Origin of the sequence: Paenibacillus sp. XY044, assembly GCF_002257645.1 — a bacterium.
Classification (GTDB): domain Bacteria; phylum Bacillota; class Bacilli; order Paenibacillales; family Paenibacillaceae; genus Paenibacillus_AQ.
In genome coordinates this window covers 209,174-235,164 of sequence record NZ_NQMO01000002.1, presented here as the reverse complement: position 1 = coordinate 235,164, position 25,991 = coordinate 209,174, and the positions used below count along the sequence as shown (strand labels likewise).

Annotated in this window: 22 protein-coding genes; 8 read left to right on the top strand and 14 right to left on the bottom strand. The window is 56.2% G+C overall.

Annotation, left to right across the window (positions count from 1 at the left end; genetic code table 11):
* Nucleotides 1-31 precede the first annotated feature (31 nt).
* Complete coding sequence (locus tag CJP46_RS09255) at nt 32-916, bottom strand: MBL fold metallo-hydrolase (RefSeq protein WP_094595325.1); 885 nt, start codon at nt 914-916, stop codon at nt 32-34.
* A 303-nt stretch (nt 917-1,219) separates the two neighbouring features.
* On the opposite strand from CJP46_RS09255, the gene CJP46_RS09250 reads away from it, so the two are divergent.
* From CJP46_RS09250 to CJP46_RS09245, 3 genes are all read left to right on the top strand, one after another.
* Complete coding sequence (locus tag CJP46_RS09250) at nt 1,220-1,636, top strand: helix-turn-helix domain-containing protein (protein WP_256992277.1); 417 nt, start codon at nt 1,220-1,222, stop codon at nt 1,634-1,636.
* Nucleotides 1,521-1,757, top strand: coding sequence for a cupin domain-containing protein (locus CJP46_RS37025; protein ID WP_256992326.1), 237 nt, complete (start codon nt 1,521-1,523; stop codon nt 1,755-1,757). Before CJP46_RS09250 ends, CJP46_RS37025 begins: the two co-directional genes overlap by 116 nt.
* A gap of 122 nt (nt 1,758-1,879) precedes the next feature.
* The gene (locus CJP46_RS09245) at nt 1,880-2,281 is read left to right on the top strand and encodes a secondary thiamine-phosphate synthase enzyme YjbQ (RefSeq protein WP_094595324.1); all 402 of its coding nucleotides are present in this window, start codon (nt 1,880-1,882) and stop codon (nt 2,279-2,281) included.
* A gap of 174 nt (nt 2,282-2,455) precedes the next feature.
* Here the strand turns inward: CJP46_RS09245 and CJP46_RS09240 are convergent, their stop codons facing one another.
* The 3 genes from CJP46_RS09240 to CJP46_RS09230 all read right to left on the bottom strand — a co-directional run bounded on the left by CJP46_RS09240 (nt 2,456) and on the right by CJP46_RS09230 (nt 5,141).
* Nucleotides 2,456-3,040 (bottom strand): TetR/AcrR family transcriptional regulator, encoded by a 585-nt coding sequence (locus tag CJP46_RS09240; protein ID WP_076173442.1) that lies wholly within the window; start codon nt 3,038-3,040, stop codon nt 2,456-2,458.
* 5 nt (nt 3,041-3,045) lie between these two features.
* The gene (locus CJP46_RS09235) at nt 3,046-3,678 is read right to left on the bottom strand and encodes a YigZ family protein (protein WP_094596115.1); all 633 of its coding nucleotides are present in this window, start codon (nt 3,676-3,678) and stop codon (nt 3,046-3,048) included.
* A gap of 107 nt (nt 3,679-3,785) precedes the next feature.
* The gene (locus CJP46_RS09230) at nt 3,786-5,141 is read right to left on the bottom strand and encodes a glucose-6-phosphate isomerase (RefSeq protein ID WP_094595323.1); all 1,356 of its coding nucleotides are present in this window, start codon (nt 5,139-5,141) and stop codon (nt 3,786-3,788) included.
* Nucleotides 5,142-5,354: 213 nt separating this feature from the next.
* On the opposite strand from CJP46_RS09230, the gene CJP46_RS09225 reads away from it, so the two are divergent.
* Nucleotides 5,355-6,254: an NAD(P)-dependent oxidoreductase gene (locus CJP46_RS09225; protein ID WP_094595322.1), complete on the top strand. Its 900-nt coding sequence runs from the start codon at nt 5,355-5,357 to the stop codon at nt 6,252-6,254.
* Nucleotides 6,255-6,464: 210 nt separating this feature from the next.
* Here CJP46_RS09225 and ppnP read toward each other — a convergent pair whose 3' ends face one another.
* Together ppnP and tkt are read right to left on the bottom strand one after the other, a co-directional pair.
* Complete coding sequence (ppnP, locus tag CJP46_RS09220) at nt 6,465-6,779, bottom strand: pyrimidine/purine nucleoside phosphorylase (RefSeq protein ID WP_094595321.1); 315 nt, start codon at nt 6,777-6,779, stop codon at nt 6,465-6,467.
* Between the two features lie 49 nt (nt 6,780-6,828).
* Entirely contained in the window at nt 6,829-8,871 is a 2,043-nt protein-coding gene (gene tkt, locus CJP46_RS09215) for a transketolase (protein WP_094595320.1), read from the bottom strand.
* Nucleotides 8,872-9,293: 422 nt separating this feature from the next.
* Between tkt and CJP46_RS09210 the strand changes: the two genes are divergently transcribed.
* From CJP46_RS09210 to CJP46_RS09195, 4 genes are all read left to right on the top strand, one after another.
* Nucleotides 9,294-9,986, top strand: coding sequence for a response regulator transcription factor (locus tag CJP46_RS09210; RefSeq protein ID WP_094595319.1), 693 nt, complete (start codon nt 9,294-9,296; stop codon nt 9,984-9,986).
* A gap of 143 nt (nt 9,987-10,129) precedes the next feature.
* Complete coding sequence (locus CJP46_RS09205) at nt 10,130-11,050, top strand: ABC transporter ATP-binding protein (RefSeq protein WP_094595318.1); 921 nt, start codon at nt 10,130-10,132, stop codon at nt 11,048-11,050.
* Nucleotides 11,047-11,796, top strand: a complete 750-nt coding sequence (locus CJP46_RS09200) for an ABC transporter permease (RefSeq protein ID WP_094595317.1) — start codon at nt 11,047-11,049, stop codon at nt 11,794-11,796. Before CJP46_RS09205 ends, CJP46_RS09200 begins: the two co-directional genes overlap by 4 nt.
* 154 nt (nt 11,797-11,950) lie before the next feature.
* Nucleotides 11,951-12,799 carry a sensor histidine kinase gene (locus tag CJP46_RS09195; protein ID WP_256992276.1) on the top strand — a complete coding sequence of 283 codons (849 nt, stop codon included), beginning with the start codon at nt 11,951-11,953 and terminating at the stop codon, nt 12,797-12,799.
* 180 nt (nt 12,800-12,979) lie between these two features.
* Here the strand turns inward: CJP46_RS09195 and CJP46_RS09190 are convergent, their stop codons facing one another.
* From CJP46_RS09190 to CJP46_RS09155, 8 genes are all read right to left on the bottom strand, one after another.
* Nucleotides 12,980-15,919 (bottom strand): VWA domain-containing protein, encoded by a 2,940-nt coding sequence (locus CJP46_RS09190; RefSeq protein WP_094595315.1) that lies wholly within the window; start codon nt 15,917-15,919, stop codon nt 12,980-12,982.
* A complete protein-coding gene (locus CJP46_RS09185; protein ID WP_094595314.1) occupies nt 15,903-17,909 on the bottom strand; it encodes a vWA domain-containing protein in 2,007 nt (668 codons plus the stop codon). The genes CJP46_RS09190 and CJP46_RS09185 overlap by 17 nt, the downstream gene beginning before the upstream one ends.
* A 33-nt stretch (nt 17,910-17,942) precedes the next feature.
* Complete coding sequence (locus CJP46_RS09180) at nt 17,943-18,872, bottom strand: DUF58 domain-containing protein (RefSeq protein ID WP_094595313.1); 930 nt, start codon at nt 18,870-18,872, stop codon at nt 17,943-17,945.
* Nucleotides 18,869-19,858, bottom strand: coding sequence for an AAA family ATPase (locus CJP46_RS09175; RefSeq protein WP_094595312.1), 990 nt, complete (start codon nt 19,856-19,858; stop codon nt 18,869-18,871). Before CJP46_RS09175 ends, CJP46_RS09180 begins: the two co-directional genes overlap by 4 nt.
* A gap of 24 nt (nt 19,859-19,882) precedes the next feature.
* Nucleotides 19,883-21,574, bottom strand: a complete 1,692-nt coding sequence (locus CJP46_RS09170) for a hypothetical protein (protein WP_094595311.1) — start codon at nt 21,572-21,574, stop codon at nt 19,883-19,885.
* A 176-nt stretch (nt 21,575-21,750) separates the two neighbouring features.
* The gene (locus tag CJP46_RS09165) at nt 21,751-22,686 is read right to left on the bottom strand and encodes an ABC transporter permease (RefSeq protein ID WP_094595310.1); all 936 of its coding nucleotides are present in this window, start codon (nt 22,684-22,686) and stop codon (nt 21,751-21,753) included.
* Nucleotides 22,683-23,612, bottom strand: coding sequence for an ABC transporter ATP-binding protein (locus tag CJP46_RS09160; protein WP_094595309.1), 930 nt, complete (start codon nt 23,610-23,612; stop codon nt 22,683-22,685). Before CJP46_RS09160 ends, CJP46_RS09165 begins: the two co-directional genes overlap by 4 nt.
* The gene (locus tag CJP46_RS09155; protein ID WP_094595308.1) at nt 23,609-25,981 is read right to left on the bottom strand and encodes a DUF7408 domain-containing protein; all 2,373 of its coding nucleotides are present in this window, start codon (nt 25,979-25,981) and stop codon (nt 23,609-23,611) included. The genes CJP46_RS09160 and CJP46_RS09155 overlap by 4 nt, the downstream gene beginning before the upstream one ends.
* Between the last annotated feature and the right edge of the window lie 10 nt (nt 25,982-25,991).

Genomic DNA, 25,991 nt, shown 5'->3' with positions numbered 1-25,991 from the left:
CAGCACCTTTCAATGTGATTAGGATCGTTTATTAGATGAATTCCCATTTGAATCCGTTGCCGTCACGAGTCACATACCCCGCAGAACTCCCCGGAAAATGGGTACTGAAATAAATGATGGGCCGATCCGCGACATAATCTAGCACCCAACGTCGGGAGACGCCTGCTTGTTCCGTGAATTCGCAATACATGGAATTCCACTCGGGATGGTATACCTGAAACGGATGGTGCATCACGTCAGCGCCGAACAAAGCTTCTTCTCCGCCAGACGCGAGGCTGATCGACATTTGACCGATGCTATGGCCGGGAGTCGGAATAAATTTGAACAAGTCGAGGAACTCTCCCCCCTCGGGAGGGATCGTCTTTATCATTCCAGCTTCGACAACAGGCAGAACGCTCTCTTCGTATGCGTTAAAGTTAGGTTCGTTTTCTTTATTATGGCTGGCCGGGCTGGAGTAATATTGTTGTTCCGCAAGCGGAAATACATAGGTAGCGTTCGGAAACGTCGGTACCCATTTACCGTCTGCTAGCCTTGTATTCCAGCCGACATGATCCACATGCAAATGCGTCAACAGAACATAGTCCACATCCTCCGGCGTAACCCCCGCCTCCAGGAGACGTTCGAGATAGGGCAGCTTTAGATTGGACAATTCCGGATTATACGGAAGACTTTTATCATTTCCCGTTGCTGTATCAATAAGGATCGTATGGTCCGGCGTCTTCACGACCCAAGTTCCAATACTAACGACAAGCTGAGAATCGCCGTCGATTAGACCGGCTGGCAGGGTATCCCGATTCTTTTCCAAGAACTCCGGGTCCCACGAGCCTGCAAAATAAATTTCCGGCGGGACGCCGCTCAGTGTCATTTCCGTGACACGGGTTACGGTCGCGTCGCCTACTTTATAGACTTTGTTCATTTGAAATCCTCCGGTTTTCTTTCTGAATCGTAGATCGTTTGGGACAACTATCGTATTTATAATGGGACCTGAAACCATCCCAAAAATTTCGCTCATATGGAAATGGTTGAAGAAATGCATAAATACCCGGGTATGAGGCTGCACATCAACCCTGATATAATAGTAGTTCTTAAACCCTGATAATTCAACGGTTTTACAGCGTAATTCCCTCTGCATCAAAGTGCTTGATACCACTGCAAATATCCGATATGATACACATAAAAATTACGTTCACAGCGAAATTTTCGGTGAGGAGGAATTCTGATGAATTTAATCGGCGATACCATTCGAAATACGAGAAAAAAACAAAAATTGACACTCAAAGAGGTTTCCACCATGGCCTCCATCTCTTTGTCTTTTCTCAGTGAAATCGAACGCGACAAGGTGAATCCATCCCTAAGCGTTCTCAAGCGTATAGCTAACGCTCTGGGCGTGAATTTTACCGATCTGTTCGGCGAGGAGAAACGAAGCATCGTCATCAGAAAAAACGAACGAAAACCCCTCGTTCATTCCGAGGGTTCCAGAATATGCTCTCAGTCACGGAAGCGGCAACAAGATGGGACCGATTTGGGGAGTTCTCGAAAAAGGCGCAACATCGGGGGACGTCAGCGTTGGCCATCCCGAAGGGGAGGAGTTCCTTTTTATCCATACCGGACGATTGGAGTTCGTCCTTGGAAATGAACGGTTCACGCTCGAAGAAGGCGACAGCATTTATTACGATGCCCGAACGCCGCATAGTTACAAAAATATCGCCGAGGGGGAGACGCTGCTGATTGCCGTTCCCTCTCCAGCTACCTTCTAGATTAACTTTATCCATTGGCGGAATAGGCCCGCCGTTCATTGTGCATGCGGCGCGGCAGCTGTATGATAGGCTTATAACATGTCCAAAATTAGGCAAACAGCCCAGGAAAGGAGACGGACTACATGCTGCATACCCTAGAATTCAGTACGGCTTCACGGGACGAAATGAGGGATATTACCCGCGAGATTATCTCGCTGGTTCATCAGAGTAGGGTCAAGGAGGGGACGGTGCTGATATACTGTCCGCACACGACCGCCGGCATCGCCATTAACGAAAACGCCGATCCGGACGTCAAGCATGATGTGCTGCTGCGTTTGGATGAGGTGTATCCGTGGGAGCATCCGAAGTACCGCCACGCCGAAGGCAACACGGCATCCCATTTGAAGTCGATCACCTGTGGGCCTTCGCAGACCGTGATCATTACGGAGGGGGAGCTGCTGCTCGGGCGCTGGCAGGGAATTTATTTTTGCGAGTTCGACGGGCCGCGCCGCAGGCAATACCATGTGAAAATTATGGAGGGGTAAGAAAACCGCCGTATCTCCGAAAGCAGGCATGACAAAACAGGTGTCGGGGTGTGAGGCATTTCTTCATGCCCTTCCCCTTCACCTTATCATCCTCAAGCTTTGCTCACACTCACCACAGCATTTATACGTTGGCGCAATACCAATTCACCGCTATAAAGTAAGTAGCTAAAAAAATTACCGCAGACTGCGGCAGCATATCTTCACATGCGTAATGGCCGCGGGTTTAATCTCCTCAAAAGTCACGCGATCCTGAATGTAATACGATATGAATCCGTGCATAGACAAAAATAACGTTAGCGGAAGATTGCGGCAATGATCGGGGCCGTGCTCCTCCTCGTTCATGTAGCGGCGCACCATGGAGGCGAACAATTCGAAGCAGCGTCCCTGCTCAGAACGGCAGTAGGACAGCAGTTCTTCGTCCCGGATCATGAACATGATCTCGTACTGATAAGGATGGTCCAGGCCGAAACGAATGAATTCCAGCATAAGCTGTTCCACCTTCGTCAAATCCTGGGTCGGAGCGACCTTGAGCACCTTATTCAGCTGTACAGCGAGATTGTTGAAATCCTCAACCACGATGGCGTAGAACAATTCTGCCTTTTCCTTGAAATGATAATATAAGGAACCATGACTGTAACCTAAATGCTGACCAATACTGCGCATAGAAATGGCCCGGTATCCTTTGGTCACAAACAAATGCCTGGCCGCTTCCAGAATCCTCTCCCTCGACAACTCCTGTTCCACTGCTCTTCTTGCCATAGACCTTATTCCCCTTCAATAAAATAAAGCTTTTCGCCCTCCGTAATCAGGGATTGCCCCTGTGTCAAGTCCACCATCCACGACATAAACGACTCCGCTTCGCGGTCTTCCGGCAGGCACTTCAGCCGTACCTTATCCGTAAACACCGTTTCCCCCATTCGGACCTCGCGGCCCCGAAGCTCGTTCTCGACCTTCCCCAGCCAGGTATAGTCGATATCTACAAAAACCTCGCGGTGCAGCACGCGTGTAACGGCTTCACCCGCTTCAATCGCCGCCACGGCTCCGTCCGTGTATGCCCGGATCAGCCCCCCCGCCCCCAGCATGATGCCGCCGAAGTATCGGGTCACGACGATCGCCACATTTTTCAAACCTTGGCTGCGGATCACCTCCAGAATCGGCTTGCCCGCCGTTCCGCTCGGCTCTCCGTCATCCGACTGCTTCTGGATTTCATCCCTCTCCCCAATCATGTAGGAGGAGCAGTTATGCGTGGCATTCCAGTGCAGTTTCTTGATTTCTTCGATAAAAGCGTTTGCATCATCCTCGCTGTCCACCGGTTTCACATGGCCGATAAAACGGGACTTCTTAATGACAATTTCCTTGGATCCCGCCCCCCGGACGGTCCGATAGCGATCAATCATGTTCATGCCCTTTCTCATTTGCCAAGAAAGCAGTCCCCCGCTGTTGATTAACCGGTGAACTGCTTCCCTAGCCTTGTACGTCTATTCAAAAGTTGCTGATATTATTCTTATTCGGACAGTCTTGCTTCCAGCGCCGCTTTTTCTTCTTCGTAGCCCGGTTTGCCGAGCAAAGCGAACATGTTCTTCTTATAGGCTTCCACGCCAGGCTGGTCAAACGGATTGACGCCAAGCAGATAGCCGCTAATACCGCACGCCTTTTCAAAGAAGTACACCAGATATCCGAAGGAATACGGAGTCATATCCGGTACGGTTACGATCAGGTTAGGAACCTGTCCGTCTGTATGTGCCAACATCGTGCCTTGGAAGGCTTTTTTGTTGACGAAATCCATCGTTTTGCCAGCCAGGAAGTTCAGGCCGTCCAAATCGTCCGGATCGCTTTCGATCGTAATTTGCTTCGCTACATTCTCTACCTGAATGACCGTTTCGAAAATGTTGCGGCTGCCTTCCTGAACGAATTGTCCCATGGAGTGCAGATCGGTCGAGAAGTCGACGGATGCCGGATAGATACCTTTGTAGTCCTTGCCTTCGCTTTCGCCGTACAGCTGTTTCCACCACTCGGATACAAAGTGAAGAGAAGGCTCGTAGTTCACGAGAATCTCGATGGCTTTGCCTTTGCGGTACAGTGCGTTGCGCACGGCAGCGTATTGGTAGCTGAGGTTCTCTTGCACGTTCGGGTTGCTGAATTCCTTGGAAGCGTCAGCGGCACCCTGCATCATCTCTTCGATGTTGATTCCGGCCGTGGCAATTGGCAGCAAGCCAACCGCAGTCAGTACGGAATATCTTCCGCCCACGTCGTCCGGAATGATAAAGGACTCATAACCTTCTTCATTCGCGAGCTTCTTGAGGGCTCCTCTTTCCTTGTCGGTTGTGGCATAGATGCGCTTGCGGGCTTCTTCTTTGCCGTATTTCTTCTCCAGCTCGGCTTTGAAAATGCGGAATGCAATCGCAGGCTCCGTCGTTGTGCCGGACTTGGAAATGACGTTTACGGAGAAGTCCTTGCCTTCAATCTGATCGAGCAAATGAGCCACGTAAGTGGAGCTGATGTTGTTGCCGGCGAAATAGATCTCAGGCGTCTTGCGCTTGTCCTTTGGTAATACATTATAGAAGGAATGGGACAGAGCTTCAATCGCCGCGCGTGCGCCGAGGTAAGATCCGCCGATTCCGATGACGATCAGAACGTCAGAATCGCTTTGGATTTTTGCTGCTGCTTTTTGGATGCGTGCAAATTCTTCCTTGTCGTATTGGGTAGGAAGATCGATCCATCCCAAGAAGTCAGAACCGACGCCTGTCTTGTTATGAAGCTGCTCGTGAGCGAGTCGGATCGGCTCCGCCAGATAATCCACTTCGTGCTGACCGATAAAGGAGAGCGCCTTACTGTAATCGAAATTTAATTTGGTAGACATATCTAATGTAAACCTCCTAGTTTGGCTTCATCTCTATTCTATTTACGCTCCGAAAAAAACAGCTTTAGAATAGGATACTGTAATTTGACTGCATTTGGCAAGGACAATATGAAGCTTATCCACCCACTATTTCACTTCTTCCCCCATGGATTGTCGCATGGCCTCGTGGTAAACTTAATGAATGCTTATATCCCACAGGAAAAGGTGATTCTCATGAAAAAAATAGGCTTCATCGGACTGGGCACCATGGGAGCGCCCATGGCTTCCAATCTGTTAAAACAAGGTTACGAGGTAACCGTCTATAACCGCACGGCTTCCAAGGCCGAACCGCTTGTCCAGGAAGGCGCGTCCCAAGCCACCACTCCCGCCGAAGCGGCTGCGGGACAGGATGCGGTCATCACCATGGTCAGCAATGACGATTCCATCCGCGAGGTGTTTTACGGCGAGGACGGCATTCTGAAAACGCTGGCTCAAGGCACCACCGTCATTGACAGCAGCACCATTTCCCCCGGGCTCGTCAAGGAGCTGGCCGCCGAGGTTCACAAGCTCGGAGCCTATTTCCTCGACGCACCGGTTACCGGCAGCAAGCCGGCGGCTATCGACGGCACGCTCGTATTTATGGTCGGCGGAGAAGCTTCCGTGGTGGAAGCCGCATCCGGCCTGTTTGATACGCTAGGCAAGAAGGTCATCCATATGGGACCTAGCGGCAGCGGTTCCGTTGCCAAGCTCGCCCATAACACGATGGTCGGAATCAACAATCTGGCCCTGGCGGAAGGCTTCGCCATCGCCGCCAAATCCGGCATTCCTGCGGACAGCTTCCTTGAGCTTGTGCAGCTCGGTTCGGCCGGCAGTAAGGCAGCGGATTTGAAAGGCCGCAAAATCATTGATCACGACTTCAGCAACCAGTTCTCCCTTGCGCTGATGCTCAAAGACTTGAAGCTTGCCTCCTCCCTCACCGATGCCACCAGCGTACCGTCCCCGATGCTGAACCTGGCGAAAAGCCTGTTTCAAGCCGGACAGACGCAGGGCTTCGGAGATGAGGACTTGTCCGCTGTCGTCAAATGCTATGAAGCATGGATCGGACAGACGATCGGCGGCAAGCCGCTGCAATAATCAGAGGCAGGCTCCTTCCATATACAGCCATAGGTTGAATGGAACAGCTCCAAATTATGCAGAAAAGATGTTAACCGGAGAGAAAAGGGTAAGTCCGCCAGATGACGGACTTACCCTTTTTCGTTACTCCGCCGGGTACATAGAATGAACTAAAGTTTTGTACTTCTTACTCCTTGGGATTCACGTTCCAGAGATATGACTTTCTTTAGTTCAATCTATATAGGAGCAGCAGTAATCGGTTACGCTGAACACTTCCAGAGCGAATTTGGAATGGGCAGGCACGTGAAACGTGTGTGCTCCCTGAATTTCTTGCCAGGATTCTTCACCGGGAAGAAGGACCTTCAGGTGGCCGGATAGGATTTCCATAATTTCAGGACCGTCCGTCCCAAATTCATACGTGCCCGGAAGCATGATTCCGAGCGTAACCTTGCTACCATCTTCCAGAATGACGGTGCGGCTGGTCACCTGGCCGTCATAATAAACGTTGGCTGCTTTGACGATGGTGGCATTGCTGAACTGCGACATGTGCTCACTGCTCCTTTTAAACTCAAAATATGAATTAAACGGCTAGACCTTACAGCAGCGCTTTGACACGGCTGACTACATTGTCCACCGTAAATCCGTATTCTTCGATGACGCGGTTGCCAGGAGCGGATGCGCCAAAGATGGAGATGCCGAGAATGTCGCCTTTGTCGCCGACATAACGTTCCCAACCGAATGGAGAAGCCATTTCGATGGCAAGACGCGCTTTGACGTCAGGCAGCAGGACGGAATCTTTGTAAGCTTGATCTTGTTTTTCGAACAGATCCCAGCTTGGCATGCTGATGACACGAACTTCGATGCCCTCTTTGGACAACGCTTCGGCAGCTTTCACAGCCAGCTGTACTTCGGAACCCGTTGCAATAATTTGCGCTTGAGGTTTGCCGTTCTTCGCGTCGGCTACCACATAAGCACCGCGCTTGATGCCTTCGCGTGCGCCCTCTGCTGTAGCGGCCAAGATTGGCAGGTTTTGGCGCGTCAATACGAGCGCAACCGGGTTTTCTTTATTTTCAACTGTGTAAGCCCAGGCAGCCGATGTTTCGTTGGCGTCAGCCGGACGGAGCACAGTCAATCCAGGAATGATGCGCAGCGATGCAAGCTGTTCGATCGGTTCATGGGTAGGACCGTCTTCACCAACCGCAATACTGTCATGAGTCAGAACGTAAGTGACAGGCAGCTTCATGATGGAAGCCAGGCGAACCGCCGGACGCAGGTAGTCGGTAAATACGAAGAACGTACCGCCGAATACTTTCAGTCCGCCATGCAGCGTCACGCCGTTCATGACTGCAGCCATCGCGAATTCGCGTACGCCGAAGTAGATGTTGCGGCCTTCGCGGCTGTCAGGCGTGAAGTTGGACAAGTTGTTCAGGTGAGTCATCGTGGAACTTTCCAGGTCAGCGGATCCGCCCAGCAGCTGTGGTACGCCGCCTGTAAGACCGTTCAGGGCATTACCGGAAGCAACGCGTGTGGATACGGCTTTGTCTTCCACGGAATACTTCGGAAGGTCCTTATCCCAACCTTCGGCAAGTTCGCCGGCAACGGCTTTTTCGAATTGACCGGCCAGTTCAGGATAAGCTTTCTTGTAAGCTTCGAACTGCTCGGTCCATTCTTTGTTGACTTTCACGCCGTGCTCTTTCACTTTCGCAAAATGAGCGCGAACTTCTTCAGGCACGTAGAAGTCTTCTTCGTATACCCATTTGTAGAATTCTTTGGTCAGCTTGGCTTCATCAGCACCCAGTGGGGATCCGTGAGTACCGCCATGGCCGCCTTTACCTTGTTTGTTCGGGCTTCCGTAACCGATGACAGTTTTCACTTCGATCAGCGTCGGTTTGCTCGTATCGGCTTGCGCCTCGGCAATGGCTTTCTCGATTGCCGGAAGATCGTTACCGTCTTCAACGCGCAGTACTTGCCATCCGTAGGCTTCGAAACGCTTCTGCACGTTTTCGGAGAAGGACAGGTTGAGTTTACCGTCGAGGGAAATGTCATTGGAATCGTACAGCATGATCAGCTTGCCGAGCTGTTGATGGCCCGCCAAGGAAGCAGCCTCATGTGAAATGCCTTCCATCAGGTCGCCGTCGCCGCAGATCGCGTACGTATAGTGGTCAACCACTTTGTAGTTGTCTTTATTGTAAGTTGCTGCCAGCTGTTCTTCAGCCAGTGCCATACCAACGGCCATAGCCACGCCTTGTCCAAGAGGACCTGTCGTCGCGTCAACGCCAGCGGTGTGACCGAACTCTGGGTGACCTGGAGTCAGGCTTCCCCATTGACGGAATTGTTTCAGTTCTTCCATTGGAAGATCGTATCCGCTCAGGTGAAGCAGGCTGTACAGCAGCATGGAGCCGTGTCCAGCGGAGAGAACAAAACGGTCGCGGTTAATCCAAGTCGGATTCTCCGGATTGTGGTTCATGGTTTTCGCGAACAGCTGGTATCCCATTGGCGCAGAGCCCATCGGCATACCCGGATGTCCGGAGTTGGCTTTTTCGATCGCATCGATCGCGAGGGTACGAATCGTCGTAATCGACAGATTATCGATCGTCGCGTTCTCGGCCTTGTCAATCGCTTGATTCTTGTCAGTCATGGTTATCCTCCTCAGTATTTCTGGGAAATTAACATGAAGCGGGCACACTTGAAAGCACGGAGAAACCCGGCGGCTTAGAAGAACATCCGCTTGAATGTTTCATTTTGACTTATTATAACACTTGCCATTCTTCTTTTCCATAACCTTTATCACCATTCCCCATGAAGATGGTCATTATGCGGAGCAAATCATGTTGGATGCCGGAGGAATGAATCCCGGACGAAGCCAAGAGCCGAGCGGGATTGGACCGGGTCATAGCTGCCCTTCGTCTGGCAATAGTTTCAAGCATTTGCAGGCTGACGCGTCTCCCATCTATGACCCCCCCTGTTCGGCCCTGAAACAGCAAAAACGTTGGAATTGCCCCGGTCCATCAAGTATGATAATACGTAATCCAACTGCATGTAACCGAGGTGAAACGTCAAATGAACGGAAATACGCACATTCTGATCGTGGAGGATGATAACGATATCAGCCGCCTGCTCTGCAGCATCGTCCGCCGCAGCGGATATACCGCACAGCCCGCCTTTTCCGGTACGGAGGCACTTATATATTTGAAGCAGCAGCCCTGGGATATGGTTCTTCTGGATTTGATGCTTCCGGGCCTGTCCGGCGAGGAGGTACTGAGCGAAGTTCGGGAACACGGTGCTCCCCCGGTTTTAATCATATCCGCCAAAGGTGATCAGTCCGGAAAAATCGCCGCCCTCCGCGGCGGCGCCGACGACTACATCACGAAGCCGTTCGACATCGAGGAAGTGTCTGCACGCATCGACTCGCATCTGAGACGAGTCCATCATGCTGTTAATACCGGCAAGCCGGTGATCTATACGCACAAAAATTTGGTGCTCGATCCGGAAGCAAAGACCGTGCATGCCGACGGCGAGCCTATTTCCCTGACCGCCCGCGAGTACGAAATCCTTCATCTGCTCATGTCGTCGCCCAAAAAGGTATTTTCCAAATCCAACTTATATGAGAGCGTCTGGGGCGAGGAATTTTTCGGGGATGACAATACCGTCAACGTGCACATGAGCAATCTGCGCAGCAAGCTGTCCAAGGCTTATCCCGGCGAGGAATGGATCGAAACCGTCTGGGGCATCGGTTACCGGCTGAAGCCTTAAAGCGCGGATGGATTCGAAAGAACTTGTACCGATCGCAGCACGGCTCTCCGACTTAAGCCTTTCTTAAGAATTGCCTTAAACTTCTCTTACGCTTTCCGGAATACACTGAAGCCTATCACTGGAGGGAGGCTGACGAGAAAACTATGAGCGAATATGTTCTTCGCACCACGAATCTCACTAAAAAATTCAAAAACGGCATCGCTTTGGATAAGGTGAATCTCTCGATCAAACGGGGATCCATTTACGGATTCATCGGGCAAAACGGAGCCGGCAAATCCACGCTTATCCGCATCGCCGCGGGGCTGGCCTTTCCGACGGAAGGCTCGGTGGAGCTGTTCGGATACAGCGGACCTGTGGAAACGAACGAAGCGCGCAAACGGATCGGATCCATTATTGAAAGCCCTGCGCTCTACCCGCAAATGTCGGCGGAGGAGAACGTCGAAGCCAACCGGCTTCTTCGGGGCATTCCCGGAAAAGACAGCGTAAAGCGAACGCTCGAACTGGTGGGCCTGGAAGGGACAGGTCGGAAAAAAGCGAAAAACTTCTCGCTAGGGATGAAGCAGCGGTTGGGCCTCGCGATCGCCCTGCTGGGTGATCCGGAGTTTCTCATTCTGGACGAGCCCACCAATGGACTTGACCCCATGGGCGTCGTCGAAATGCGCGAACTGCTTATACGGCTGAACCAGGAACGAAGAATTACGATCCTGATCTCCAGCCATATTTTAAGCGAACTTCATCTGCTGGCCACCCATTATGGCATCATTCACCGCGGCGTGCTGCTAGAGGAGCTGACGGCCAAGGAGCTGCAAGAGAAATGTCGGCAGTTCATTCATATCAAAGTCAACGACCCCGCCGCAGCGGCATCGGTCCTGCAGAACCGTCTGGACACCACGGAATTCGAGGTCATGCCGGACGGGTCCATTCAGCTCTACGATCACTTGGAGCATCCGGGGCGCGTATCGACCGCACTCGTGGCATCCGGACTGGAGATTGAGCAGTTTATGCCAAAAGGCGAAGATCTGGAGACGTTTTTTGCCAAACGGATCGGGGGTGTGCAGCCATGAGCAACGTAATCAAAGCGGAATGGTTCAAGCTGCGCAAGGACCTCTCGTTCCGGACCCTGCTGCTGTGCATTGCCGCGGCCGCCATCGTGTACCCCTTGCTCGTCATCATGGACCATACCGCCGGCGAGCCGGAAATCACGAGCCTGGAGTTTATGCAAAATGTGCTGGCCGGCAACGCCTATGTGCTGAAATTTTCCGCCGCCCTGCTGGCCGGTTTCTTCATTTCCAGCGAATATTCGACCGGCGTCATGAAGTGCATGGCATCTTCAGGCAACAGCCGGATCCGGCTGTTCATCGCGAAGCTGCTCGTCTTCACCGCCGGCGCGGCCGTGCTTGCGCTCGTCCTGCCTGTAGTGTCGACAGCCGTGATGATGATCGCAAACGGGGACGCGGAAACGTTACCGCTGCCTTACGTACTGCGCGCCCTAGGGCTCACCGTGCTGTATGCGGCCGGTTACGCCGCGATCGCCGCCCTGTTCTCCACCCTGCTGACCGACAGCGGCAAATCGATCGGATTTTTGTTTATCCTGTTCCTGCTGGCCGATTCCCTGATCGCCGGAGCCGGTGGATACATTCCCTTCATCGGCACGCTGTACGACTACTCCGTCTTCAAGCTGGTTAATAACGTACCGATCCTGGAACGAAGCAGCGGACAGCTCACCGCCATGACCGTTGTTCCGGTCGTCTGGTTCCTGATTTTTGGAGCTTTGGGGATTCTGGCCTTCCGGAAGAAGGAGATTAAGTGACGAGGAGGATCTGTTTCGACTTTGACTAACCCTGGTTTGAACCAATCTATTCAAAGGAGGCGGACAAACGATCATTTACCTCACGATTCTCGCCATCGCCGCAATTGCCCTGCTCATCGTCCGCCTCCTGCGGATGCGAGGGGAACTTCGGCGAATGATCGTCCAGCTGAAGAGCTACAACGAAGGTAGATCGGGTAAGAAGACCGATCTGTCCTTTTATGAAAAAGATCTCGAAACGCTTGCGACTGAAATCAACCGTTTGATGGACCGGGTGATCGAGAGCGGCGCCCTGCGGCGCAGAACGGAGAATGAGCTGAAGCAGGCGATCGCCAACATGTCCCATGATATCCGCACGCCGCTGACGTCGATTTTCGGCTACATCCAACTGCTGGAGGCCGACGATCTCAGCCCCGAGGAAAGGCATGCCTACTTAAGCGTTATTAAACATCGCTCGCAACGACTGCAGGCGCTGTTGAACGATTTTTTTGAGCTGTCCGTGATCGAGTCCACCGATTATGAGCTGAAACCGGCGCGCATCCGTTTCGTTCCGGTACTGCAGGACGTGATCATGAGCCTGTACGACCAGTTCACCGACTGCGGCATTACCCCACTGCTTGAGTTTCCTGAGGAGGATATCATCGGGTTTGCGGATGAGTCCGCCGTCAAACGGGTCATCGAAAACCTGCTGCTCAATACGATCAAGCACACGCGCGGCGAAGTCGGGATCGGGCTAAAGCGGCAAAACAACGAGGCCGTGCTGGTCATCCGCAATGATGCCCCGCATCTCGTCGGTACCGATCCCTCCCTGCTGTTTGACCGGTTCTATACAGCGGACCAAACACGCTCCGGCAAAGGGACCGGCCTGGGCCTGTCCATCGCCCGCAGCCTGATGGAGAAGATGGGCGGCCGGCTGTCAGCCGAGCTGAGCGGGGATGTGCTGACGATGACGTGCAGTTGGGAGCTTCCCACCAGCGGGAATCCGCAGGGAACGACGTTCTCCTAAGCAAGATGTTATCATTGAAACACATATGCTAATTGAAAATTCATATGAAAAAGAACCCTTTGGAATGGCACTCACTGGCGGGCTTCAGCCCTCCTGCCTCCAAGGGGTTCTTTCGTTTGAGTAAATTTGGGGCAGGTCCTCCAGATGGATTGGACCCGCCTGTGTCTTTGGCTGGCCGCCCTAGCGCGGGTTCCGCTTACGGGCGGCCAGCAGGCGGTCCATCGCTGCGGACCGCCCTTCTTCCGGCTGCGGCGGGCTTTGCGCCGCAACTTCCTTGCCCGGCCCGGCCTCTGGCGGCCGGGCTGCAGGCGCCCCGCGAGGCGGCTTCGCCTCCGCCGCCGGGCGGGACGCCCCTGAAGCCGGACGCTCCGCTCCGGCTTCCTGCGGGCTGCGCCCGCTGGCGCCAGCCGCGCCGCGCTCCGCGCGCGCCTGCGGCGCCGGTGCCGGCGGCCCGGCGGTGCGGCCGCCGTAGAAGGCGGCGGTGCGCTGCTTGCGCGCCGCCAGCCTGCCCAGGCCGGCGTCCAGGGCCTCCGCCCCGCCGGCCGGAGCTTGCCGCCGCCGCAGGATGGCGGCGGCCCGCGCAGCGATGGCGCCCCATGGGAGCGCCAGGCGGCGGACGGCAATGTCCGCCACCCACAGCACCAAGGCCGCCGCCAGCAGCGCATAGCTCCAATCATGGAGCTGGCGGCTCGGCTTCGCTTTGGCGGCAAATACCTGCTCCGGATGGTCCATCGACAGCATCCGGCCTCCGGTCAGCTCAGCCAACCGCTGAAGCTCCTGATCCGCATTCCTGTCAGCAATCCGGTATTCCGGGGAGTAAGGGACGACCAGCCCGGTGCCGGGCGCAGCCGGCTTGCCGCTGCCATCGAGCAGCGTCATCAGATACGAACCGGACTGGTCCACCGGGAGCTCTCCGGTATAGCTTCCCGGCGCTTCCTGAACGAGATCCACCTTATGCTCCTGCAGATCATCCCCGGTAATGACCGCCTGCAGCTTATCCGTGCCAGCCGTATCCGATTTGACTTCAAAACGGACCTGGTTCCCCTCGATCTGCGTGCTTACCTCATACGGGGAAGCCGTAAACTGCGGGAAAGTCCACTTCACCATTTGGGTCATGACATTGGAGAAGGCGGGCCAGGCTACCCAGTCCTTCGACCATTTGCCCATCAGGTCGCTCGTCCAGGCGACGGACCTGCCGGATCCGTACTGCCACCTCGCCAACAGCGGGTCAGGCTCCGGACTGGTCAGCACCGTCTGCGCCCCCTGCTTCGGCGTCGTGGCGACATAGCCGTAAACTTGCGGCACGCCATTTTCGAACAAGGAGGTCCAATCTCCGCCATTTTGCAGCGCCGGCACAAACGGCTTGTCCACGATGTAGGACTTGGACATCATCGCGGCTTCGCGGCTGAAAATCGACGGTATCGAAGAAGCGTCATCCACAAAATAGTATCGTCCCTTGGCCTCATCAGCCAGCGACTGCAGCAGATTGACATCCGCGTCCATCCCGACCGCAACCGTGGACATCGTGATTTTGCCGCCCTTCATTTGCTCGATCAAATCGCTGTACCCGCCATTACCGGCCGACTGCCCGTCGGTCATCAGAATGATGTGCTTCCGCTGGGCTTTGACCTTCAGCATTTCCTCTACAGCGGACGCCGCAGCCGGGTAAATATCAGTCCCGCCCTCGCTTTGGATGGACTGAATCTGCGAGATGACGTCCTCCTTACCATTAGCCAGGGGCTGAGGCGTCACCACCCACCACGGCTGGGAATCAAAAGCGAGCACGCCGACCGTGTCCTTGGATCTCAGCATCTCCACCGTACGGATCGCCGCTTCCTTGGCAAGTTCCATTTTGTCCCCGCCCATGCTTCCCGAACGGTCGATGACCAGAATCAGGCCGAGGGACGGGATCTCCCGTTTGCCCTCAAGCTCCATGGAGACAGGGAGCAGCTTTTCGATCGGCGTCTTGAAATAGCCGCCCATGCCGTAGCTGTCTTCGCCTCCGGCCATCATGAAGCCGACCCCGTAGGTGCGGACAGCCAATTCGATCATAGCCATCCGCCGCTCACCGACCTGGTCACCGGATACATTGTTAAAAATAATGGAATCATACGCCGCATATTTCGCAGGCTCCAGCGGCAGGACACTCGGATCAATCAGGTCGTACTGCACCAGGCCTGAAGAGAGGGCTGACGCGAGATTGGCCGCGTTTCCCTTCTGGCCTTCCACGATCAGCACCTTGGGCGGGCCGTCCACCCGGGTAAAGGCGTATCCCGCATTGTTGGCCGACTGGCGGTCGCCGTCCATGAAAATTTCGGCACGGTAGCGGTGAAGCCCCGTTTTTTTCGCCAGCCCCTTTACGGCATACCGGTTGTCTCCCGGGGTTACATCCACCGACTCGCGTCCGATCTCGGCGTTGTCTTCATACAGGCGGAGCTCGCCTTTGCCTTTATAGGTGCTTCGCACCAGCACTTCAATATAATAGGACTCTGCTTGGTAGAGCTTCTCCGGAACTTTGACCTCCTCCACGGATACGTCCTGCTGTTCGGACGAAGGCATCTCCAGCACGTCAACCGGGATGCCCTGATCCTTCAGCAGCCGTCCGGCCGACAGCATGCTGCCGACATTCTCCTCTCCGTCGGTGATCAAGACGACCCGGGAATCCGAGCGGCTGTCCAGCATGCTCCCGGAGAGCATCATGCCTGCTTCCAAATTCGTGTATTCCCGCTTCAGGTCCGCATTAAGCCGAAGGGAGTCCGTAAGCTCGCGGGTCTCTTTTTGCTCGACGGCCGCGTCCAGACCCGACGATACCACCGCGATCGTGTCCTTCGCCTGCTTGCCTTTCGCCGATTGTCCAATAAACGCTTCGGCGCTTTCCGTGTCCGTCATGCTCATCGAGCGGTCGACGACATATACGACCTTTTTTTGGTGCAAAACGGTGTAGGACTGCAATCCGGACAGCATCAGCACGAGCAGCAGCAGGATCACGGAACGGATGGCGATCGCCCAGGTTTTGCGGCGGCCGGCCAGGCGAAAGTCCGATTTGTACGCATACACCATCAGAAGCGCCAGCGGAAGGAGCAAGAGCAGCAGCCAAGGGTGATTAAATTGAACGCCCACGCTGGTACACCCCCCATTCAGTCACGATCATCAGCAGCACGACGGCGGCGGCCAGCCACATGAGCGAGTAGCGGCTTTGACCGATTTTCCCATCCGTTCCCGGATTCCCTGCCTGTTCTCCGGCACCTGCCTCAGCCCTGCCTGTATCGTCTTGGCCCGATTTCAAAACAACCGGTTTAGAGGAGGCAAAGGTCCCCTCAAAAGGATCGGCAGCCGCCTCCACCAGATAGCTGGTGGTGTTCCCCTGACTGTTTCGCTCTTCAAAAACATACAATCCGGGTACTTGCGGCGCCGTCTGCAGGGAGGATATCGCCCGCTCCCGTTTTTGCACCTCCGGAACCGGCGCTCCCGCACCAGGCACCCCGGTATGCTGCACCTTCCATTCCGCTTGCTCCGCATCCGCTGCGATCGGCACCTCCATGCCCGATCCGGCTGTTACCCTGCCGAGGCCCATACCTTCGCCTTCGTTCAGCCAAGAAACCGCGTTATGGACGAGGATCGGAAATTCCGCCGACAACGGCAGATCCGTGTCCTGCAGCCGGAACAGAAACGACAGCCGCGGATGTCCCGCTTCCTTGCCTGCATATATGGCCGGCGTACCGCCGATCGTCACCAGCGGCTCGGCCCAGGCCGGCAGCGGTTCCTTGTGCAGCTCGCCCACGTAGAGGCCTTTCAGCGTGATGTACCGGTTCACCGGATGATCGGATACTTTAGGATCCTGACCGTTCACCTTGACTTCCGGACCGCTGCCGCCGATCGACCACAGCGGGGTCTCTTCAAGCAGCTGCTTCCAGGAACCTTCCTTCGTAAAAGCAGGCGCCTGCCCGTCCACAACGATCAAATCCGGCCGCTCCTTGGGAACCTGTGGGACAGATGTGCTGTTCCCCGGATTCCCTGTTTTCGCGGTATCAATCGAGCCCGTCTCTTCTGTTGTCATACGGGTCACCTGTGCTCCGGTCAACTGCAGCGCCTTCTCCAGAAACAGATTGCCCGGCGTCAGCAGCAGAATGCTCGGCTCCCGGCTGTTTTTTCCAAAAGCATAGGCCGCATTGTCCGCGGCATATCCGTCATCGCCATCCAGCTCAATCCGGTACACGTCAGCCGGCGGCAGAGACTGCAGAACCAGCGTGGCGCTGTGCCGGGCAAGATCAGCCGATTCGGTACGCAGCAGCTTGTTGTCCCCATAAATGCGTACATCGACCGGCGCATCCCATGTCCCGCTCGAGCCGAGCACGGCCACCGCATCATTACCTTCCTTGCCCTGCTGAATGCCAAACTGCTGGATGCCGGCATTTTTCACCGGACCGTTTCCAACCAGGACTGTGTGTGCAGGAACTTCAAACGTCACCTGGTCGCTGGCGCCCTTCCATTCGCCGTCCGTAAAAAGAACAACCTCCGCGTTCTGCTCCTCCCGCGTAAGCGCAGAGGCCAGCGACAGCGTCTCATTATACGCCGCCTGACCGTAGTAAGGCGTGAGACCGTCGATCGCATCCTGAATGCGCTTCGCATCCTTTTCCCGGGAAATGATCACGTCGGGCTCGGATTTCATGCTGAGCAGGGTAACCTCGCTGCCGCGGGCATGCTTCTTCGCGTACTGCTTCATCTCGGATTTCATTCGTTCGATCCGCGTCTCCTGCGGGTCCTGGGAAGACTGTTCTGCATTGCCGGCTGGCGGCGCCGCTATTGCACCCATGCTCCCGGATGTATCGGCAACGAAGACGATATGCCCCCCGCTATTTCCGGATACCCACAGATAAGGCTGCAGCAGGGCAAAAACGAGCAGCGCGGCGGCAAGCAGCTGCAGCCACAGCAGCAGACGATTTTGCAGCTTCTGCCATGGGCGGTTGGCTTCGATATTTTTCAGCACCCGGTCCCACAGCAGGTGGCTGGGCACGGTGGTGTCTATAAACTTGCGTTTGAGCAAATACATCAGCAGAATCGCCGGTATGCTGAGCGCAAACCACAGCCCTGCCCATGAACCGATTCCCACAATGCTTCCCCCTCTCTCTGTAAGCCAGGCTCGTCAGGCGATGACGAGACCTGCCTCCGCCATTACGCCAAACACCGCCTTTTGCAGGCTCATATCTGTCGAAACCCGGATGAAGGTCATGCCGCGATCTGCAGCCAGCTTCATCAGGTATTCCTGATACCGTTCAAGCTCGTCCTGGTAGGCCCGTAACACTTTGCCGGTGAAGGCGATATCCTTCCCGGTGCCCAGCTCGCTGTCGATCAGTCTTAGGTCGCCGCTGTAGGCCGGGTCGATTTCCTCCGGGGCCAGCACCTGAACGAGTACGACCTCCTGCCCCGCCCCTCTTAGGCGGCTCAGCATCAGCCCGAGATCCTCCTCCCGTTCATCCAGCCAAAAGTCCGAGAAGATCCAGGTCATCCCCGGCAGCCTGGGCATCGCCCCTGGTGCGCTAAAGGCGGCCGCGAGGCTCCCTTCTTCACCAGGGGCCGCGTCCAGCAGAAAACGAAACAGGCGATGGGCCGCCCCGCGCCCGCGGAGCACAGGCAGCCGCCCGTCGATCCGGCTGCTGAAGCAGCAGGCCTGCAGCCTTTCGTAAGAGCACAGCGCGACATATCCGATACTGGCGGCCAGCTGTTTCGCATACCGCAGCTTGGAGGGAATCGCTTCCTTCCCTTCGCGTCCCTCCGTCCCGCCTCCAAAGTCCATCGATGCCGAGCAGTCCACGTACAGGCTGACCATCAGCTCCTGCTCGTCCATAAATTGCCGGACGAACGGCTTGCCTGTCCGCGCATACACGCCCCAGTCGAACCGGCGGATATCATCCCCGGGCGCGTAGGGCCGGTAATCGGCGAATTCGAGCGAGGAGCCGAGCCGGCTGGAGCGCCGCTTGCCCTGCAGGGTACCGGCCACGCGCTTCGCAGAACCAAGGCTCATCCGCTCCAGCTGGACCATCCAGTCCGGGGGCAGCAGGTATTCCGCGCTCATCCCTGCGCCTCCGCCCGCTCCAGCATCTCGCGGATCACTTGGTCCGTCGTAACGCCCATGGCCTGGCCTTCAAAGTTCAGAAATATCCGGTGCCGCAATGCCGGCACCGCAACAGCGTGAATATCGCCTGTAGACAGGTGCATCCTCCCCTGACAGACCGCCCGGACCTTCCCCGCCGAAATGATCGACTGGATGCCGCGCGGTCCCGAACCGAAGCGCACGTACTTTTTGACGCCCTCCGGCGCCGATGCCTCTTCCGGATGGGTCATCATCAGGAGCCTGGCCGCATAATCCAGCACTTCTTCGGCAACCAGCACTTCCCTTGCCCCCTGCTGGATTTCAAGCAGCTCTTCGGCACCGGCCTGCTTCCGGACCTCGGGCTGATGGTTCGTCGTCGTCCGCCGGACGATTTCCTTCAGTTCCTCGCTTCCCGGATACGGCACGAGAATTTTGAGCAGGAACCGGTCCAGCTGCGCTTCCGGCAGCGGATAGGTTCCTTCGTTTTCAAGCGGGTTTTGCGTCGCCAGGACGAAAAACGGTCTCGGCAGAACATGCGTCTCGCTGCCGACCGTCACCGTTTTCTCCTGCATCGCCTCCAGCAAAGCACTCTGCGTTTTCGGGGTCGCCCGGTTGATCTCGTCCGCCAGCACGATGCTGCTGAAGAGCGGCCCGCGCTGAAAGGACATCGAGGTCTCCCCCTGGCGGCCGAAAGAAATGACCTGCGTCCCCGTAATGTCGCTCGGCATCAAATCCGGCGTAAACTGGATGCGCGAGAACGACAGGTCGAGCGTGTCGGCAATGGTACGGACCAGCATCGTTTTGCCCAGACCGGGAATGCCTTCAAGAAGGGCATGCCCTCCCGCGAAGATGCACCACAGCATCTGCTCGACGACCTCCTGCTGGCCCACGATCACCTCGGCGATCTGCCCCCGAACCCGGGATATGGTCTCCTTCCAAGCTTCCGGTTGAATTTGCGTATCCAGCATTAGCCTTCCTCCTAATATGTCGAATCAGGGATTCGGATTAATTCCTGTAAAGTATTCCTCGACCAGGCCCTGCATCTGCTGCGGCAGCTCGCTGCGCCCCAGCGATTTTTTGGCTTCGGCCTCATATTCCTTGTACACTTCCTCGTAAGGCCGGCTCGCTCCCTCGACTCCCGGAGCCACACCGCCTTTTTGGACCGTTCCGCCGCCTCCTTGGAGCGGGCCGGTGTCCGCCTGGACATTCCCTTTGCCTTCCATCGTCCGCGGCGTCGTCACCAGCTCGCGGCCGCCTTGGCCAAGGCCTGCGCCAGGGCCCTGCCCTTGGCCGGCCCCGCCCCGTCCGGATCCGCCCTGACCGGCGCCGGAACCGGAGCCGCTACCGGATCCACTGCCGGAGCCCTGGCCGGGACCGCTGCCTTGGCCGCCGGCTGGGCTAGCCCCGTCAACCGGCTCCGATGCATCGCCTCCGCCGCTGTCCGAAGGATCGCCCATCCCGGCTGAATCCGCCAGAGCCAGCTGCTCCGCCGCACCGCCAGTGGCCCATGCATCCGATACAGGCATGCCGGCCGCCGTCATTTGCGAAGCCAGGCCAAGTCCTTGCATCGCCAGGCTTGCGGCCAATGCCGAAGCGGCGTCGGATTGACTGGAAGACGCCTGGCCCGCTGCGATCGCCTTGGCCAATTCATCCTCCAGCCCCTTCAGGGCTTCATCCAGCTTGGAAGGGTCCGTGCCGGCAAGCGCCTGCTCCGCTTTGTTCAGCGCTTCCTGAAGGGCCTTGGTGTCCTGCTTCTTCCCGGCCTCTTCGGCCATCTTTTTCAGAGCCTCCCGCAGCTGTTCCTTCTCATCCGGCGACAACTTCTGGATCTGCTGTTTCAGCTGGTCCAGCTCTTTCTTCATCGCGGCCTGATCCTTCTGTTCCAGGCTCTTCCCGATGGAAGACAGCTGAGGCGTCTGCTGCATCTTCCGGCCCAGCTCCGACAGGTTTCGCGCCTTCTCTTCCTGCTGTTTGGCCGTCTGCTCCATCGCCTTCATCGTTTTCTCCAGCTGCTCCAGCGCCCGGTCCGGATCCTTGGTCCCGTCCAGCTCTTTCTGCAGCGTCTTAAGATGGTCGTCCAGCGGCTTTTTCGCCGTCTGATCCAGCTTCTTCGTTTCGAGCTGCTTCACCAGATCCTCCGTTTTATTCCGCTGCTCCTGAACCCACTGCTTCTGCTCCACCGCTTGGGCAAGCTTGTCGTCCATCGGGCTTGGCAGCAGCGCGAGAGCAAGGCATACGGCAAGCCCCCCGCCGCAGCCAGCCCACCACTTCGTCAGCTTCGGCCTTCTCAGCCTTGTCTTCAGCTGTGCCGTAAACAGGCGTCCGTATTCGGCGGCCTGGGTCCGCTGCCATCGTGCCGCTGTAGAGTCGTTCCCGGCAAAGGACAATGCGGTCACCATCATGTCGCTTCGCTCCGCGCTGCCGCAGGCGAGGTCCATCGCCTCAGCCGTTTCCTTCACGCCGATGCGGTGCAGCAGCCCAGCGGCCAGACCAGCGGCCGCTCCTGCTGCCGCCAGCCCTGCAGCGGCCAGCCGGTAAGACGGGATCGGCCACAGCCGGGCAGCGAGCAGGAAAAGCAGTGCAGCCGTCAAACCTCCGAACAACCCGAATACTACATACTTCAGCATTCTAAAGAGCTGCAGCCGGGCGCGGGCCCGGTGAATCGCCTGCATGATCGGGTCCATGGTTGCCACCTCCTTTTCGGATCATATCGTGCGCCAAAGGGTGCTCAGTGCATGTTATTTCCATCTTAGACGCCTGTTCGCGTTTATCGGCACTCGGTTCACCGGCACTCATGCCAAGCAATCATGGTCAACTCCCATAAATACTCAGCAAGTGTCCTTACAACCCCGTCCTGCTCTTACTTCACAGGTTCCATCGTTGCTCCGCCATCCATGCCGTCTGCCTCTGTATGCTTCCTTCTCCGGCGAACCGGACGAATCCGGCGGATGCTGATCCAGAGCGACACGACGATGACCACGCTGTACACCAGCAGAAATTCCTGCCACAGCTGAATCGGCGCATCCGCGTTGAGCGTCGTTCCCCGGACGAGGAAAGCCTGTTTGGAGAAGCTCGGTTCGAATAAGCTGATCAACGCCGCCGCCGGATTCAGACCGAGGATAAAACCAACCCAGGAGTAATCCGGCTGCAGCACTAATTGTGCATTTTGATTCTGAACCATGCTCAGCGCGAACAGGTACAACAGTCCGGTGAGCAAAAAGATGAACAATCCCACGCCATAGGTCACGATGACGGAAATCATGGTCCGCTTGAGCAGCGTTGAGAAAAGAACGCCCAGCGATCCCAGCATCAGCATAATGAACAGATAGAACAGGAACAGCGAGACCAGCTGATTCAGGGAGATGCCGCCATACAAAAACACGATGCTGTACACCGGCAGCGTCGCCACCACGATCAGCGCCATAAAGCTGAGCGAGGACACCAGCTTACTCAAAATGATCGTCGACGAGCTCTGCTGGGTAGTAAGCAGCATGCTGAGCGTCTGCTTTTCCCGTTCGCTGCTGATGACACCAGCCGTCAGCGCCGGCGCCATAAATGCGATCAGCACCAGCTGCGCAAAGCTCAGCACATAGAACATGATCTGACCCATGCCCGAGTTGAATCGGGTCTGCCCGCCGCTGCTGCCGAGGTACATGCTCACATAAATGAAGCCCAGGGCGATCAGCCCAAGCACCAGAATATAAACCATCAAGGAAATCGCCGACCGGGGGGTCCGCATCCGCAGCCGGAATTCCTTATCCAGCACGGGATTGATCCATTTTCGCGTCCAATTCATGTCGCGGGCCCTCCTTTCGTAATTTCGAGGAATACGTCTTCCAGATTGGTCTGCGCCTCGTGAAACGACAGCACGGGGTAACCCCATGAGACGATTCGCTGGAGCAAAGCTCCTTGATCCTCATCCCCGCCGCCGAAATGAACATGAATGCCGGTATTGTCGGCAAGCACGCCGCTGACGAAAGGTTCGTCCCGCAGCCGTGCAGCAAGCTCCTCTTCCTTGTCCAGCGAACGGATATGCAGCACTTTTTTGACGCGGAGACGGCTCTGGATATCGGCTACCCGGCCTTGGGCGACCATTTGCCCATGCTCGATGACGCCGATTTCGTCGACCATCTCCGCCAGCTCGGGCAGGATGTGCGAGGAGATGATGATCGTTTTGCCCATCAGCTTCAGTTCCTTCAGAATTTCGCGCATTTCGATGCGCGCCCGCGGGTCGAGCCCGGATGCCGGTTCGTCGAGAATGAGCACTTTGGGGTCATGCACCAGACATCTGGCCAGGCAGAGGCGCTGCTTCATCCCCCGTGACAGGCTGTCGACGTAGGTGTCCGCTTTGTCGCTCAGGTTGACGAGCTCCAGCAGTTGAGGGATCAATTTGTCCCGCTCCCCGCGCGGGATATTGTAACTGGCTCCGTAAAAATGCAGATACTCCGTCGTTTTCAGCTGGTCATAGACTCCGAAGAAGTCCGGCATGTAGCCGATTCTTTTGCGAACCTCCTTGGGATGTTCGGTCACTTCAAAGCCGTCAACTCTCGCGGTGCCCGATGTGGGCAGCATGAGCGTGGCCAAGATCGACATCGTCGTCGACTTGCCGGCCCCGTTCGGACCGACGAATCCGAAAACCGTTCCCTGCGGAATGTACATATTAATATCTTTTAACGCCTGAAAGCTCCCATAAGTTTTCGTTAAATGTTCGATTTCGATCACGGCTTCTCCGCTCCCTTCAGGCTGATCTCCGGAAGTTTCAACTGGACATGCTCCTTGGCCGTCAGCATCAGGCGGATCCGGCCGCCCGCCAGGTATTGATGGACGTTCTGCTCGGCCTTCCACTGCTTGGTGGCATCCCAGGTTACCGGATCCCACGCCTGCTTGTCATTGTTGAAAATCCGGTATTCCGTTTTCTTCCCGGGATTGTTCGCACTGAGAGTCAGCACGGCAGAGGCATCCTTCTTCAGCGCAGGCACCGTATATTCGAACGTGATGCTGCCTTGATCCATTTCGGTGGTTCCGCTCGGATCCTCATACCACCCCGGCGACGATATTTGCGTTACCTTCGGCTGAATAAACCCGAAAGGAATGTTCGGCTGTCCGCCCTGCGACCAATCGATAGAAATCGGCTGAGCCCACAGGTTCAGCTGACTGCCTTCCAGCTTCTTGCCCTCCATGGTGTAGCTGACCAGCGCATCCTTGCTCCAGGCCATCACGTAGGAGCCGGATTGATACCATGTCGTGTTTGGAACCGTGGTCATGAGAATTTCCCGTTCCCGCGTAAATTCATCCGCCTGTCCTCCGGTCTGGTTGCCAAAAATCTGGTTGGCCATATTGTACGGATTAACGGCGGTCGGTTTGCTGGCAGCCGACAGCGGCTTCGTTTCTCCTTTGCCGAGGTCGCCAAGTTCGAACAGGCTGCCGCCTAGCACCAGCACCGCGTGATTCAAGTTATAGGAAGTGTTGTTCGTCACTTGGCCTCCGATATTGCCCTTGGCGTCCAGCTGGATCTTCACCTCGTACTGGCCGACCTTCCGGTTTTCCCGGCGATTGGACCATACCTTCGCGAGGGACCACTGCGGCATATCACTCAAGGTCAAACGGGTCGCCTGATCACCGACCTCCACAAAGCTGCTCGAGCGGTTCGAGCTGCTGAAAGCCCCGTTGGTCCGATCGACCGTCAGATAGGTGTGCGCCGGAAAATCGATCGTGTATTTCCCGCTTCGAGGCGTAAAGAACGCCGAAGCGCTGACTTCCGAAGCATTGCCCTTCCCGTCCAGTTCCAGCATGTTGATGGTATGGGCGAGCTGCTTGGTTTTATCCGCCGCCCCAATCATGTAGACGGCACCACTGGCGATAACGGCGATGAGCGGAATGATCCACCAGGCCCATTCGCGTTTGTCGGCCCTTTTCAAAATCCAGTACAGCACGGGAGCCACAATCACGGCATAAATAATGAGCAGCCAGGCCATGGCCGGAAAAGACGGCATTTTCAGCGAAGGAAAATAATCCAGCACGTTAATGAGATTGTACATCTGGCTCTGCTTCATATTGAACTTGTTGTTCGGCTGATTGGACAGCGCCAGGTGATCCCTTAGCAGATATGACCAGACGGACGGGTGACCACTCCAGGAAGCCAGCGGTTCCATCGACAAATCATAGGCCGCATACAGCACGCCGCCCTGCTCTACCTGGCGGGAGGCGATGAGCGGCTTGCCGCCGGCCTGGTACATGACCTCTCCGCCTTCCACCCGAGAAGCGTCGGAGAGCGTGAGCTCACCGCCCAGCTCCAGCGGCTTGCCGCCCAGCTTGGCCAGCTCCGGAAGGGATGACGCCGTGTAAGTGCCCGTATACTGAACCGGGGCGATCCCCTCGAAAGCGGCCGCCGTTTTCGGATACGCCGCACCGCCGGCAAGAACCAGCTCGCCGCCGGACCGCACCCACTGCTCTACGGCTGCGGCCTGCCCTTTGGACAAGGTGTCTGAGGCATAACGGTTCAGCACGATGACGTCGAGGCTGTCCAGCAGCATGGGGTCCTCCGGCAAATCCGTATTTTTAAGCGGAAGAACGTTCAGATCATACCCGCTGCTCCGCAGCACGTTCAAAAAATTCATCGTGTCGGGATCCTCCGACAGAACGGCCACATTGGAAGCCGTCACAGACATGCCTTTCAAATAAGGCGTGCCGGAGCTGAAGCTGATCAGCTTGCCCTTCTGAAAAGAATCTTTATAAAAGCGGATTTCATTGTTATCCTTGGTGAAGCTGTCACCCGGAACGCCCATAACGACGACCTTGGCCGTATCCTTCGGCAGCTCGACGTGCTGAACGTAAGTGGTCGGAGCCAGTCCGCTGTTGATCTGAATGACCAGATCCCCGGATATATCCTGGCTGCTGGTGAGGGTCAGTTTGACGGGATTCCAGCTGCCCATTTTCATTTTGCCGCCGTAACCGATTTCGGTTTTCAGCGAAATGGAAGGGGCATCATCCGCGTGAGCGGTGCCACCCATTCCGGGCAGAAGCAGCAGCACCCATACGGTAAGCAAAACCGGGAGTGCGACCCGCCTTATGTAGCGATGAAATGATTGCATGATTGTCTCC

Bases quoted from the DNA above. Each gene is read 5' to 3' on its own strand.
- tkt (WP_094595320.1), bottom strand. From the start codon at position 8,871: ATGACTGACAAGAATCAAGCGATTGACAAGGCCGAGAACGCGACGATC.
- CJP46_RS09240 (WP_076173442.1), bottom strand. From the start codon at position 3,040: ATGGCAAGAAGAGCAGTGGAACAGGAGTTGTCGAGGGAGAGGATTCTG.
- CJP46_RS09180 (WP_094595313.1), bottom strand. From the start codon at position 18,872: ATGAGCGCGGAATACCTGCTGCCCCCGGACTGGATGGTCCAGCTGGAG.
- CJP46_RS09175 (WP_094595312.1), bottom strand. From the start codon at position 19,858: ATGCTGGATACGCAAATTCAACCGGAAGCTTGGAAGGAGACCATATCC.
- CJP46_RS09205 (WP_094595318.1), top strand. From the start codon at position 10,130: ATGAGCGAATATGTTCTTCGCACCACGAATCTCACTAAAAAATTCAAA.
- CJP46_RS09165 (WP_094595310.1), bottom strand. From the start codon at position 22,686: ATGAATTGGACGCGAAAATGGATCAATCCCGTGCTGGATAAGGAATTC.
- CJP46_RS09210 (WP_094595319.1), top strand. From the start codon at position 9,294: ATGAACGGAAATACGCACATTCTGATCGTGGAGGATGATAACGATATC.
- CJP46_RS09200 (WP_094595317.1), top strand. From the start codon at position 11,047: ATGAGCAACGTAATCAAAGCGGAATGGTTCAAGCTGCGCAAGGACCTC.
- CJP46_RS09255 (WP_094595325.1), bottom strand. From the start codon at position 916: ATGAACAAAGTCTATAAAGTAGGCGACGCGACCGTAACCCGTGTCACG.
- CJP46_RS09195 (WP_256992276.1), top strand. From the start codon at position 11,951: ATGATCGTCCAGCTGAAGAGCTACAACGAAGGTAGATCGGGTAAGAAG.
- CJP46_RS09245 (WP_094595324.1), top strand. From the start codon at position 1,880: ATGCTGCATACCCTAGAATTCAGTACGGCTTCACGGGACGAAATGAGG.
- CJP46_RS09225 (WP_094595322.1), top strand. From the start codon at position 5,355: ATGAAAAAAATAGGCTTCATCGGACTGGGCACCATGGGAGCGCCCATG.
- CJP46_RS09170 (WP_094595311.1), bottom strand. From the start codon at position 21,574: ATGGACCCGATCATGCAGGCGATTCACCGGGCCCGCGCCCGGCTGCAG.
- CJP46_RS09250 (WP_256992277.1), top strand. From the start codon at position 1,220: ATGAATTTAATCGGCGATACCATTCGAAATACGAGAAAAAAACAAAAA.
- CJP46_RS09235 (WP_094596115.1), bottom strand. From the start codon at position 3,678: ATGATTGATCGCTATCGGACCGTCCGGGGGGCGGGATCCAAGGAAATT.
- ppnP (WP_094595321.1), bottom strand. From the start codon at position 6,779: ATGTCGCAGTTCAGCAATGCCACCATCGTCAAAGCAGCCAACGTTTAT.
- CJP46_RS09155 (WP_094595308.1), bottom strand. From the start codon at position 25,981: ATGCAATCATTTCATCGCTACATAAGGCGGGTCGCACTCCCGGTTTTG.
- CJP46_RS09230 (WP_094595323.1), bottom strand. From the start codon at position 5,141: ATGTCTACCAAATTAAATTTCGATTACAGTAAGGCGCTCTCCTTTATC.